Raw genomic sequence first — 11776 nt, 5'->3', positions numbered from 1 at the left:
GTCGACGGCGTGTTCACGACGGTGCAGGACGTCGCGCAGACGGTACTGTTCCTGTCGGCATTCCCGAGCGCCGCGCTCACGGGCCAGTCGTTCATCGTCAGCCACGGCTGGTTCATGCAATGAAGCCGCACGCCCGCACCGAAAAGCAGGCCGTGGATGCGGCGGACCTGCACCACGAAGCCGGCGCACCGGCCTCTGCGCGGTCGCTGCCGTACGAAACGATCGCGCTCGTCCTGCAGGGCGGCGGCGCGCTCGGCGCGTACCAGGCCGGCGTGTTCGAAGGGCTGCACGAGGCGGGCATTCCGCTCGACTGGATCGCGGGCATCTCGATCGGCGCGCTCAACACCGCGCTGATCGCCGGCAACGCGCCCGAGCATCGCGTCGAGCGCCTGCGTGAATTCTGGGAAACGATCTGCCAGCCGGCGTTCTTTCCCGCGATTCCGGCCGCGTTCGAATTCGCGCTGTTCAACAGCATCGACCAGGTGCGCACGTTCTTCACCGCGTCGCAGGCCGCGAGCGCGATGATGCAGGGCCAGCAAGGCTTCTTCGTGCCGCGCTTCCCGCCGCCGCTGCCGGGCGTGGCCGATCATCCGCAAAAGATCAGCTGGTACGACACGTCGGCGCTGCGCACGACGCTGCTCAAGCTGTGCGATTTCGACCGGATCAATTCGGGCGAGACGCGCGTGTCGGTCGGCGCGGTCAACGTCGGCACCGGCAACTTCGTGTACTTCGACAACTCGCGCATCCGTCTCGCGCCCGAGCATTTCATGGCGTCCGGTGCGTTGCCGCCCGCGTTCCCGCCCGTCGAGATCGACGGCGAGTATTACTGGGACGGCGGTGTCGTGTCGAACACGCCGCTGATGGAAGTGCTGCGCGCCCGGCCGCGCAGCGACACGCTCGCGTTCCAGGTCGATCTGTGGAGCGCGCGCGGGCCGCTGCCGCGCACGATGGCCGACGTCGCCGAGCGCACGAAGGACGTGCAGTATTCGAGCCGCACGCGTTTCGTCACCGACACGCTGCAGCGCGAACAGCGCTACCGCAACGTGCTGCGCCACGTGCTCGAACAGGTGCCGGAAGAGCAGCGCAAGAACGATCCGTGGTGCGTCGAAGCCGAAGAAATGTCGAGCGGAAAGAAGTACAACATCCAGCATCTGATCTATCAGCAGAAAGCGTACGAGCATCACTACAAGGACTATCAGTTCGGTCTGTCGACGATGCGCGACCACTGGTCCGCGGGTCTCGACGACATCCGCAAGACGCTCGCGGTGAAGGACGGCCTCGCGCTGCCCACCAACGACGCGGGCTTCGTCACGCACGACATTCACCGCCGCCGGTAATGCCGTGTGCAACGGGCCGGTGCGCCGCATGCGCCGGCCCGTCCTCCTTTCCGATTCGACATGCCGATTTTCATTGCGCTATTCGCGCTCATCGCCCTCGGATGGGGCGCCGTTCACCTGTTTCACGTCATCGCCGCGCAGTTCGGCCAGCCGGTCGCGATCGCGGCCGCCGTGCTCGCCGCCGCGCTCCTGATCGCGCTGATCGCGTGGTGGCTCAAGCGCCGCCGCGACATCGCACCCAACACGAAGGAAGCAGGCTGGACGCATATCGTGCATCGCGCGTGGGGCGAGTTACGCGTGTCCACGACGCAAGGGCTGCTGTGGCTGTCGCATGACAGCGCGGACGGCCGCTATACGCTGTCGCAGCTCGACGGTTGCGAGGCTGCGCCGATCGACGGCCGCTGGCATCTCGTCGTGCGCGTACGCGACACCGTGCGCGGCGAATGGAAACTGCCGATGATGGACAAGCGCGATGCGCAGCGCTGGGCGCGCGTGCTCACGCTGGCGAAGGACAACCGGCTCTGAACGTGCGTTCAGGCCGGGCGGCCCGCACGGGTCAGCCGCACGACGGCCCGCTATCGCGCGCCGAGCGCCCGCAGCGCATCGAGCACATGCTGCGTCGCCCGTTCGACCGGGCCGGCCCGATGGGCGATCCCGAGTTCGCGCCACAAGGCCGGACGTAGCGGCCGCATGACGATACGCGTATCCGGCAGCGGGGCGCCCGCCTCGTGCGGCAGCAGCGTCGCGCCGTACCCTGCGGCGACCAGGCTCTTGATCGCATCGTTGTAGTTGAGTTCGATCCGCGGCACGGGCCGGTGGCCGCCGAGCGCGAACCATTCGGTCGTGAGCCTCGACAGGCGCGTCGTCGCATCGTTGAGAATCAGCGGCCGCGCGGCCAGATACGCCGGCGTCACACGGGCCGGAAGCGGCCAGTCGGCCGGCAGGAAAGCCATCACCGGGTCGCGGCGCCACGGGCGGATCGACAGCCCCGCGACCGGTGCTTGCGGCAGCGCGACCAGCCCGACGTCGAGTGTGCCCTGTGCAATGCGCGCCAGCGTGTCCTGCGATGTGAGCACCGCGATCTGCACGTCGATATCCGGATGCTGCGCGCGCAGTCCGGCCACCGCCTGCGGCAGCAGATGCGCGATCGCACCGGTCGAGGCGCCGAGACGCACGCGCCCGGTCAACCCCTGCACCTGTCGCTGCACGTCGTCCAGCGTCGATTCGACCTCCGCCAGCAGACGCCGCGCCCGCTCCACCAGCACTTCACCGATCACCGACGGGCGCACGTTGCCGCGCGTACGCGACAGCAGCGGCGCGCCGACGCGGCTTTCCAGCTCGGCGACATGCAGGCTGACGGTCGGCGGCGCGAGATGAAGCCATTGCGCCGCCGCCACGAAGGAACCCTGGTCCGCGATCGCGACCAGCGTACGCAGGCGGTCCAGACTGATCTCGCGCATCACACACCTCTCGTTCAGAAAAGCTGAATCAGACGATCAGCAAATTCAACTTTTCCTATTCTAGGCGTTCGGTGGACGATACGGTTTCCCCGACGACCGAACGCGACGAGCACGACCATCATGAGCTTCCCCACTGTCTTCATCGACGGCGACCAGGGCACGACCGGGTTGCAGATTCACGCGCGTCTGCGCGACCGCACCGACGTGCGGCTGCTCACGCTTCCCGCCGCCGAACGCAAGGACGCGGCGCGGCGCGCCGATGCACTTAATGCATGCGATATCGCGATCCTGTGCCTGCCCGACGCGGCCGCGCGCGAAGCGGTCGGCTTCATCCGGAACCCGGCGGTACGCGTGATCGATGCGAGTTCGGCCCATCGCACGCAGCCCGACTGGGTCTACGGCTTTCCCGAGATGGCCGACGGACACGCGTACAACATTGCGCATGCGAAACGCGTGACCAATCCCGGCTGCTACCCGACCGGCGCGATCGGCCTGCTTCGCCCGCTGCTGCAGGCCGGGCTGCTGCCGCGCGACTACCCGGTGAGCATCCACGCGGTGTCCGGTTACTCGGGCGGCGGGAGAGCCGCCGTCGACGCATTCGAATCCGGCGACGCCGCGGCACGCGCGTTGCCGCTGCAGGTCTACGGCCTCGCGCTCGAGCACAAGCACGTGCCCGAGATCCGGCAGCATGCGGGGCTCGCGCACCGCCCGTTCTTCGTGCCAGCCTACGGTGCCTATCGGCAAGGCATCGTGCTCACCATTCCGATCGAGCTGCGCCTGCTTCCGGCCGGCGTGACGGGTGAGCGGCTGCATGCGTGTCTCGCGCACCACTACGCGGACGCGCGTCACGTCGACGTGATGCCGCTCGCGGACGCCGCCGCGGCAACGCATCTCGATCCGCAAGCGCTGAACGGCACCAATGATCTGCGGCTCGGCGTGTTCGTCAACGCAGATGGCGGGCAGGTATTGCTGTCCGCCGTGTTCGACAATCTCGGCAAAGGGGCGTCCGGCGCAGCCGTGCAGAATCTCGACCTGATGCTCGGCGCGCGACACGCGGCGTGACGCGCCCGCAGGCATCGTCGACGATGCCTGCGCACGCCCCCGTAAAAGCTCACCTTTAGCCGGTTTCAGGCCGTATCGTCACCCGCGGCGGCATTCAGGCCGGCCAGCGTCTCCACCAGAAAATCCACGCACACGCGCACCTTCGCCGACGCCGCGACGCGCTCCGGATACACGGCCCAGATGTTCGCGGGCTGGATCGCGTCCGGCAGCACGCGGCACAACGCGCCGCGTTCGATCAGCGGCCCGGCCTCCCAGATCGAGCGCAGCACGATGCCGCGTCCGGCCAGCGCCCATTGCACGGCCACCTCGCCATGGTTCGTCGACAGCGCGCCGCCGACCTTCACCGTGACCGTCTCACCGCGCACGTTCAGCCGCCATACGCCGAACGGATGATCGCGCTCCTTGATCGCAAGACAATCGTGCGAGGCCAGATCCGCGAGCGAGCGCGGCGTGCCGCGTCGGGCGAGATAGTCGGGCGACGCGCACAGCACGCGATGGTTCGTGGCAAGGCGGCGGGCGATCAGGTGATCGGCGATCTCGTCGCCGATGCGCACGTCGAGGTCGTAGCCTTCGCCAGCCACATCGACGAGCCGGTCGAACAGATCGAGCCGCACGTTCAACTGCGGATAGCGCGCGCTGAAGTCGAGCAGCGCCGGCGCGATGACGTGCCGGCCGAAGCCGAAACTGCTCGACATGCGCAGCGTGCCGCGCGGCACCGTGCGCGTGGTCGACACGTCCTCGACGAGATGATCGACGTCGTCCAGAATCTTCTCGGCGCGCGCGAACACGCGTTCGCCGGCCTCGGTAACCGTCATGCGGCGTGTCGAGCGATGCAGCAGGCGCGTGCCGAGCTGCGCCTCGAGCATCGCGACGCGCTTGCTGACGTACGCGGGCGACACGGCGAGCTGCTCGGCGGCCGCGCTGAAGCTCGCGAGGCGGACGACCAGGCTGAACACGCGCAGGTCGTCGAGGTTCGGCGATTTATTCACGATTCGTGGAAAGTCGATTAACTTTTGAGCGATTTTAATCCAGATGGAAATAAATAGAATGTCGTGACGGGCTGCTGCCTCCCCGGCAGCCGGCCAACCAGCCAAGGAGATTTGCATGACCGACAGGACTTACAGGATTGCCGTGATCCCCGGCGACGGCATCGGCCGCGAAGTGATGCCCGAGGGCCTGCGCGCGCTCGCCGCCGTGACCGCACGCTTCGGCGTGCGCTTCGACTTCGTCGAGATCGACTGGGCGAGCTGCGACTACTACGCGCAGCACGGCACGATGATGCCGGACGACTGGAAAGCGCAACTGTCGGGCATGGACGCGATCCTGTTCGGCGCGGTCGGCTGGCCGGCGACAGTGCCCGATCACATTTCGCTGTGGGGCTCGCTGTTGAAATTCCGCCGCGAATTCGACCAGTACATCAACCTGCGGCCCGCGCGCCTGTTCGACGGCGTGCCGTCGCCGCTCGCCGGCCGCCGGCCGGGCGACATCGATTTCATGATCGTGCGCGAGAACACCGAGGGCGAATATTCGTCGGTCGGCGGCACGATGTTCGAAGGTACCGAGCGCGAAGTCGTGATGCAGCAGTCGATCTTCACGCGGCACGGCACCGAGCGTGTGCTGAAATTCGCGTTCGAGCTCGCGCAGCGGCGCGCGAAGCGCGTCACCGTCGCGACCAAAAGCAACGGCATTGCGATCAGCATGCCGTGGTGGGATGCGCGCGCGGCCGAGATGGCCGAACGCTATCCGGAGATCGCGGTCGACAAGCAGCACATCGACATCCTGTGCGCGCGCTTCGTGCTGCAGCCGGACCGCTTCGACGTCGTCGTCGCGTCCAACCTGTTCGGCGACATCCTGTCGGATCTCGGGCCGGCCTGTACGGGCACGATCGGCATCGCGCCGTCGGCTAACCTGAACCCCGACCGCACGTTCCCGTCGCTGTTCGAACCCGTGCACGGTTCCGCGCCCGACATCGCGGGGCAATACATCGCGAATCCGGTCGCGATGATCTGGTCGGCGGCGATGATGCTCGACTTCCTTGGCAACGGCACGGGCCGCGAACGCGAAGCGCACGATGCGATCGTCGCCGCGATCGAGGACGTGCTGCGCACCGGGCCGCGTACGCGCGATCTCGGCGGCAACGCGGGCACGCAGGAAGTGGGCGAGGCGATCGCCGCGCGGATTGCGGGGTGAGAGGTGAGGGTCGTGCCCGGCGCGGGCGCCGGGTGGGGCTTCGTGAATCGCTCTGCGATGAGCGATACACGATGCGGTTGCGCACGTGTGCTGACTTTGACGATGCGGCGGCGGTGAACATCGAGCGGTGAGCAACGCCCTATCGCAACGCGCACTGCTTGCGCGGTTTTTCGTTGAAACTCGAAAGATGATCCGATCGGTGAGTTGCACGTCACACTCGCACACACCGATCGCCAATACACGACCGCTTCGACGCGATCGGTGAGATGCATCACGCAGGAAAGCACACCGCTGCACTCCGAGGTCTGCACCGCTTTACCCGCGCGATGTCACGTCGATCTGTTCCATGCACACAGTTCGACGCGACATTTCACCTCGTCCCGAAAAATCTCACCTTCAGCGGACAGCTCCCGAATTTCCTCACCATTGAACCTGGGTGATGCGTTCGCCGATCCGTTGAACGCGTGCGCGCATCATCACAGCCCGAGGTCGGACAACCCCGGATGATCATCCGGACGACGGCCGAGCGGCCAGTGATAAAGACGGTCCGCCTCGCGAATCGGCAGATCGTTGATGCTCGCGTGGCGATGCGCCATCAGGCCGTTTTCGTCGAACTCCCAGTTCTCGTTGCCGTATGAACGGAACCAGTTGCCCGCATCGTCGTGCCACTCGTACGCGAAGCGCACCGCGATGCGATTGCCGCCGAACGCCCACAGCTCCTTGATCAGCCGGTAATCGAATTCGCGCGCCCACTTCCGCTGCAGCAGCCCGACGATTTCATCGCGGCCCGTCACGAATTCCGCGCGGTTGCGCCAGCGGCTTTGCGGCGTATAGGCAAGCGACACGCGTTGCGGGTCGCGCGTGTTCCACGCGTCCTCGGCGGCGCGCACTTTCTGGCGCGCCGTGTCGAGCGTGAAGGGCGGAACGGGCGGACGAACTTCGGGGGAAGCGGACATGGGTTGCTCCTGTTCAGGGTTCTGGCCGCGAACGCGCGCAGCCGGTTCGGATTCGCTGCGTCGGCTACCGCGATGCGGTATCGAGCAGCAGTTCAGCCGTCGCGCGCGCATCGCGCGCGGCGTTTGCATCGCCACTGACGAGCGCCACGCCGATCGCGCCGTCGATCAATACGAGCCACTGGCGCGCAAGGCGCGCAAGCCCGCGGCGCTCGATGCCCGTTTCGTCGGCATAGGCGTCGAGGCGCTCGCGCACGAATGCCAGCAGGCGCGCCTTGTGCATGCGGGCGACGACGCGCACTGGATCGTCCGCGTCGGGTATCTCACCCGACGCATTCAGGAACGCGCAGCCGTGAAAGTCGGGCTGCCCGAACCAGTCGCGCAGCACGTCGAACATGCCGAGCAGTTGCGCACGCGGCGCCTTGCCGCGTGCCAGCGTGGCATCGACGAACCAGCGCATCCAGCGCTCGTCGCGCCGTTCGAGCGCGGCGACCACCAGCGCTTCTTTCGATTCGAAATGCGAATAAAAGCTCTTTCGTGCCGCGCCGGATCGCTTGACGATGGCGTCGACACCGGTCGCATGGATGCCGCCCGAATAGATCAGCGCTTCGGCCGCGTCGAGCAGCCGGTCGCGAACGCCCGGTTCGCCGGAAGAGTCGAGAAGTGTGTTCATGGGTTTACGGTAGAACGATCGTTCTCCGTCGTCAATACCCGAATGAAAAGGCCCTGCCGGTGGGAAGGTTGAATCGTGCCTGAATGTCGAGTCTTCAGCTCGATCCTTGCTGATTGAATGGTGAATGGATCAAGTAGTGGGCTGCGCACCGATCAAGGTCGATCGATGTCGACCGCATCGCCTATCAGTGAGGCGCAACACTGTGTGCGGCTCACGGTTGATGTCCCGATTCGGCGCGATGTCGCATACGGCGGCAAGCAAACGCTCGCCAGGCGAAGCAGGGAAGTGCATGGAAGAAGGGAAAAGCAGGCGCCGAATGGCGTAACGAGAAAAGGCGAAGTGGCTACCGACAGGTGAAGCGAACGTGAAATCGCCATTCACCGATACGGGATCTTGCGGCGATTCGGCACGCACACACAGCTCCCGAATAATCTCACCTCAAGCGCTGAATCACGTGTTCCGACGCGCAACGATGCGCGTGCAAACGAAAACGGGGCAGGCGGCGATCGCGCCGCGCTGCCCCGTCTCGACACTCACTCGCCTCAGACGGTCCAGTCGAGAATCACCTTGCCGCTTTCGCCGGACAGCATCGCGGCGAAGCCTTGCTCGTAATCATCGGCCGCGAAGCGATGCGTGATGATTGGCGACAGGTCGAGGCCGCTCTGCAGCATCGCGACCATCTTGTACCAGGTCTCGAACATCTCGCGGCCGTAGATGCCCTTGATCTCGAGCCCCTTGAAGATCACCTGGTTCCAGTCGATCGCCGTCTGCGCGGGCGGGATGCCGAGCAGCGCGACCTTGCCGCCATGGTTCATCGCCTCGAGCAGGCTCGTGAACGCGCTCGGCACGCCCGACATCTCGAGACCGACGTCGAAGCCTTCGGTCATGTGCAGGTCGGCCATCACGTCGCGCAGCGACTCGCGTGCGACGTTGACCGCGCGCGTCGCGCCCATCTTGCGCGCGAGCTCCAGCCGATAGTCGTTGATGTCGGTGATGACGACGTTGCGCGCGCCGACGTGCTTCGCGATCGCGACGGCCATGATGCCGATCGGGCCCGCGCCGGTGATCAGCACGTCTTCGCCGACGAGATTGAACGACAGCGCCGTATGCGTCGCGTTGCCGAACGGATCGAAGATCGATGCGAGATCGTCGGAGATCTCCGGCGGAATCTTGAACGCGTTGAACGCCGGAATCGCCAGGTATTCGGCGAATGCGCCTTCGCGGTTCACGCCGACGCCCACCGTGTTGCGGCACAGATGCCGGCGCCCGGCGCGACAGTTTCGGCAGAAACCGCACGTGATGTGACCTTCGCCGGACACGCGATCGCCGATCGCGAAGCCGCGCACTTCCTGTCCCATCTCGACGATCTCGCCGACGTATTCGTGGCCGACGTGCATCGGCACCGGAATCGTCTTCTGCGCCCAGTCGTCCCACTTCCAGATATGGATGTCGGTGCCGCAGATCGCCGTGCGGCGGATCTTGATCAGCACGTCGTTGTGGCCGACTTCGGGACGCTTCACGCGCGTGAGCGTGAGGCCGGGGCCGCGTTCGAGCTTTGCCAGTGCTTTCATGGTCGCGCCTCCGTCAGATGATGCCGAGCGACTTGCCGACGCGCACGAATGCGGCGACCGTCTGGTCGATCTGTTCGGGCGTGTGCGCGGCGCTCATCTGCGTGCGGATGCGCGCACGGCCGCGCGGCACGACGGGGAACGAGAAGCCGATCACGTAGACCCCTTCGCCGAGCAGCTTGTCGGCCATGTTCGTCGCGAGCTGCGCGTCGCCGAGCATCACCGGGATGATCGGATGCGCGCCGGGCACGAGCGTGAAGCCGGCTTCGGTCATCTGCTTGCGGAACCGCGCGCCGTTCTCGCGCACGCGCTCCCGCAGCTTCGCGCCTTCGTCGCTGCCGAGCAGTTCCAGCACCTTCAGCGACGCCGCGGCGATGCTCGGCGTGAGCGTGTTCGAGAACAGATACGGACGCGAGCGCTGGCGCAGCAGCTCGATCACCTCGCGACGCGCGGCGACATAGCCGCCCGAGGCACCCCCGAGCGCCTTGCCGAGCGTGCCCGTGATGATGTCGACGCGGCCTTCGACGCCGCAGTGCTCGGGCGTGCCGCGGCCGTGCGTGCCGATGAAACCGACCGCATGCGAATCGTCGACCATCACGAGCGCGCCGTAGCGATCAGCGAGATCGCAGATGCCTTTGAGATCGGCGATGATGCCGTCCATCGAGAACACGCCGTCGGTCGCGATCAGCTTGTGGCGCGCGCCAGCGGCGTCGGCTTCCTTGAGCTTCGCCTCGAGGTCGGACAGATCGTTGTTCTTGTAGCGAAAACGCTTCGCCTTGCACAGGCGAATGCCGTCGATGATGCTCGCGTGATTCAGCTCGTCGCTGATCACTGCGTCGTTCTCGTCGAGCAATGTTTCGAACAGCCCGCCGTTCGCGTCGAAGCAGCTCGAATAGAGGATGCTGTCCTCGGTGCCGAGAAACGCGGCCAGCGCGCTTTCCAATTGCTTGTGGACGGTTTGCGTGCCGCAGATGAAGCGCACCGATGCCATGCCGAAGCCGTCCTGGTCGAGGCCGGCCTTCGCCGCGTCGATCAGGCGCGGATCGTTCGCCAGACCCAGATAGTTGTTCGCGCAGAAATTGAGCACGCCGGCGCCGCCGGCGAGCCGCACGGCTGCCGCCTGGGGACTCGCGATCTCGCGCTCGGTCTTGTAAAAACCGTCCGCGCGGATCTGGTCGAGCGTCCCGCGCACCTGGGCGAGAAAGGCATCACGCATCGCAAAGCTCCTGACAGGGTTTCGCATTCCGCAGCGCACCGCTCGTGGCGGCGCAACGGCCTGCTACTGTTATAGTCGGTCGTTCGGTTGACCGCATTTATCCGATATTCCGAACTAGAATTCGAAATATCGAACAACTCTAAGCGAACGGAATCCAAATGGCAAGTTCCTCAGGATCGCGGCGCCCGGCCGCCGACGCCGCCCCGCAACCACCGGCCGCGACCCCGCCGCGCGTGGGCGAGCAGATCCAGCGCCTGCGCAACGAGCGCAAGCTGACGCTCGACGACCTGTCGCGCGCCGCCGGCGTATCGAAATCGATGCTCTCCGAGATCGAGCGCGACAAGGCCAACCCGACCATCGCCGTGGCATGGCGGCTGACGAACGCGCTCGGCATCACGCTCGACGAACTGTTCTCGCAGCCGAAGGCGCCCGAGACGATCCGTGTGGACGGCCCGCACGACATTCCGACGCTCGCCGGCCACGACGGCCGGTACCAGTTGCGCGTATGGGGCCCGATCGACCTCGCCGGCAAGTTCGAGTGGTACGAGCTGACGCTGCCGGGCGGCGGCGCCCTGGTATCGAATGCGCACGAACCGGGCACGCGCGAGCACCTCACCGTGCTGCAGGGCGCGATGGAAATCGAGGCCGCCGCAGCGAGCCGGCGCCTGAAGGCGGGCGACACCGCACGCTACCCGGCCGATGAGCCGCATGCGATCCGCAATCCCGGCAAGGCCGAAGCACGGGCCTTGTTGATCGTGATCCATCGCTGACGGCGCGGGTAGCCGGCCAAAAGGTCAGTCGCAGGCCAGTTGCGGAAAGTACTGTATGTTTGTACAGTATACGGACATTCCGCCATGCATGGGCCGGAGCCGGCGCACCGAGGCGCCCGCTCCGGTCGACAGGAGCCTGCAATGACAGAAGAACAAGATTTGGCCGCGCTCAGCTTCAAGGCTGCCGCGCATGACCTCGAATTGATCGTTCGCCATATCGCCGGGCGCTACATCCGTCAGCGCGTGCCGCTGACGTGGCGCCTGCTGCACGCGATCGAAGCCGAGGCGCTCGCCGATCTCGGCTTTGCGAGCCGGCACGACGCCGGCATGCGTCAACTGTTCGAACGGCCATCGGACATGACGTTTCCCGAGACCGACGATCCGATCGACTTCGGGCGCTCGAACGCGCTGCCCGCGGTCTTTTCATTCGCCGTTCTCGCGTACGAAGCCGCGGCAACGACACACGATACCGTGCGTCCCTCGCGCCCTCACCGCCAGTCCAAGGCGTGGGGCGACTGACGGCTCAACCGCGGCCGCCGCGCATGGC

Annotated in this window: 12 protein-coding genes and 1 pseudogene; 7 read left to right on the top strand and 6 right to left on the bottom strand. The window is 66.2% G+C overall.

The window, feature by feature from the left end; all coding sequences use genetic code 11:
- From HWX07_RS27620 to HWX07_RS27610, 3 genes and pseudogenes are all read left to right on the top strand, one after another.
- Positions 1-123 (top strand): annotated as a pseudogene (locus HWX07_RS27620) (3-hydroxybutyrate dehydrogenase); the annotation flags it as partial.
- The gene (locus tag HWX07_RS27615) at positions 120-1337 is read left to right on the top strand and encodes a patatin-like phospholipase family protein (protein WP_175878423.1); all 1218 of its coding nucleotides are present in this window, start codon (positions 120-122) and stop codon (positions 1335-1337) included. The pseudogene HWX07_RS27620 and the gene HWX07_RS27615, both read left to right, overlap by 4 nt.
- A 60-nt stretch (positions 1338-1397) precedes the next feature.
- Complete coding sequence (locus tag HWX07_RS27610) at positions 1398-1862, top strand: hypothetical protein (protein ID WP_175878422.1); 465 nt, start codon at positions 1398-1400, stop codon at positions 1860-1862.
- Positions 1863-1912: 50 nt separating this feature from the next.
- On the opposite strand, the gene HWX07_RS27605 is transcribed toward HWX07_RS27610, so the two are convergent.
- On the bottom strand, positions 1913-2797 hold the full coding sequence (locus HWX07_RS27605) for a LysR family transcriptional regulator (protein WP_175878421.1): 885 nt from the start codon (positions 2795-2797) through the stop codon (positions 1913-1915).
- Between the two features lie 120 nt (positions 2798-2917).
- Here HWX07_RS27605 and argC point away from each other — a divergent pair, with 120 nt between their 5' ends.
- A complete protein-coding gene (gene argC, locus HWX07_RS27600) occupies positions 2918-3859 on the top strand; it encodes an N-acetyl-gamma-glutamyl-phosphate reductase (protein ID WP_175878420.1) in 942 nt (313 codons plus the stop codon).
- A gap of 65 nt (positions 3860-3924) precedes the next feature.
- On the opposite strand, the gene HWX07_RS27595 is transcribed toward argC, so the two are convergent.
- A complete protein-coding gene (locus tag HWX07_RS27595; RefSeq protein WP_175878419.1) occupies positions 3925-4848 on the bottom strand; it encodes a LysR substrate-binding domain-containing protein in 924 nt (307 codons plus the stop codon).
- 115 nt (positions 4849-4963) lie between these two features.
- Here HWX07_RS27595 and HWX07_RS27590 point away from each other — a divergent pair, with 115 nt between their 5' ends.
- Positions 4964-6049, top strand: coding sequence for a tartrate dehydrogenase (locus HWX07_RS27590; RefSeq protein ID WP_006480184.1), 1086 nt, complete (start codon positions 4964-4966; stop codon positions 6047-6049).
- Positions 6050-6525: 476 nt separating this feature from the next.
- On the opposite strand, the gene HWX07_RS27585 is transcribed toward HWX07_RS27590, so the two are convergent.
- The 4 genes from HWX07_RS27585 to HWX07_RS27570 form a co-directional block, all read right to left on the bottom strand.
- A complete protein-coding gene (locus HWX07_RS27585) occupies positions 6526-7005 on the bottom strand; it encodes a nuclear transport factor 2 family protein (RefSeq protein ID WP_027808506.1) in 480 nt (159 codons plus the stop codon).
- Between the two features lie 64 nt (positions 7006-7069).
- Positions 7070-7675, bottom strand: coding sequence for a TetR/AcrR family transcriptional regulator (locus HWX07_RS27580; RefSeq protein WP_175878418.1), 606 nt, complete (start codon positions 7673-7675; stop codon positions 7070-7072).
- Positions 7676-8217: 542 nt separating this feature from the next.
- Positions 8218-9246, bottom strand: coding sequence for an L-threonine 3-dehydrogenase (gene tdh, locus HWX07_RS27575; protein ID WP_006480187.1), 1029 nt, complete (start codon positions 9244-9246; stop codon positions 8218-8220).
- Positions 9247-9259: 13 nt separating this feature from the next.
- On the bottom strand, positions 9260-10459 hold the full coding sequence (locus HWX07_RS27570; RefSeq protein WP_126368374.1) for a glycine C-acetyltransferase: 1200 nt from the start codon (positions 10457-10459) through the stop codon (positions 9260-9262).
- 158 nt (positions 10460-10617) lie between these two features.
- Here HWX07_RS27570 and HWX07_RS27565 point away from each other — a divergent pair, with 158 nt between their 5' ends.
- Both HWX07_RS27565 and HWX07_RS27560 read left to right on the top strand, forming a co-directional pair.
- A complete protein-coding gene (locus tag HWX07_RS27565) occupies positions 10618-11229 on the top strand; it encodes an XRE family transcriptional regulator (protein WP_006480189.1) in 612 nt (203 codons plus the stop codon).
- A gap of 141 nt (positions 11230-11370) precedes the next feature.
- A complete protein-coding gene (locus HWX07_RS27560; protein ID WP_175878417.1) occupies positions 11371-11748 on the top strand; it encodes a DUF2471 family protein in 378 nt (125 codons plus the stop codon).
- Positions 11749-11776 lie beyond the last annotated feature (28 nt).

Origin of the sequence: Burkholderia sp. BCC0097, from assembly GCF_902832985.1 — a bacterium.
GTDB classification, from domain to species: domain Bacteria; phylum Pseudomonadota; class Gammaproteobacteria; order Burkholderiales; family Burkholderiaceae; genus Burkholderia; species Burkholderia orbicola.
This window is presented reverse-complemented; position numbering and strand designations above follow the sequence as displayed.

Excerpts from the sequence above, each read along its gene's own strand:
- HWX07_RS27590 (WP_006480184.1), top strand. The coding sequence starts at position 4,964 with ATGACCGACAGGACTTACAGGATTGCCGTGATCCCCGGCGACGGCATC.
- HWX07_RS27610 (WP_175878422.1), top strand. The coding sequence starts at position 1,398 with ATGCCGATTTTCATTGCGCTATTCGCGCTCATCGCCCTCGGATGGGGC.
- HWX07_RS27615 (WP_175878423.1), top strand. The coding sequence starts at position 120 with ATGAAGCCGCACGCCCGCACCGAAAAGCAGGCCGTGGATGCGGCGGAC.
- tdh (WP_006480187.1), bottom strand. The coding sequence starts at position 9,246 with ATGAAAGCACTGGCAAAGCTCGAACGCGGCCCCGGCCTCACGCTCACG.
- HWX07_RS27560 (WP_175878417.1), top strand. The coding sequence starts at position 11,371 with ATGACAGAAGAACAAGATTTGGCCGCGCTCAGCTTCAAGGCTGCCGCG.
- argC (WP_175878420.1), top strand. The coding sequence starts at position 2,918 with ATGAGCTTCCCCACTGTCTTCATCGACGGCGACCAGGGCACGACCGGG.
- HWX07_RS27570 (WP_126368374.1), bottom strand. The coding sequence starts at position 10,459 with ATGCGTGATGCCTTTCTCGCCCAGGTGCGCGGGACGCTCGACCAGATC.
- HWX07_RS27580 (WP_175878418.1), bottom strand. The coding sequence starts at position 7,675 with ATGAACACACTTCTCGACTCTTCCGGCGAACCGGGCGTTCGCGACCGG.
- HWX07_RS27605 (WP_175878421.1), bottom strand. The coding sequence starts at position 2,797 with ATGCGCGAGATCAGTCTGGACCGCCTGCGTACGCTGGTCGCGATCGCG.
- HWX07_RS27585 (WP_027808506.1), bottom strand. The coding sequence starts at position 7,005 with ATGTCCGCTTCCCCCGAAGTTCGTCCGCCCGTTCCGCCCTTCACGCTC.
- HWX07_RS27565 (WP_006480189.1), top strand. The coding sequence starts at position 10,618 with ATGGCAAGTTCCTCAGGATCGCGGCGCCCGGCCGCCGACGCCGCCCCG.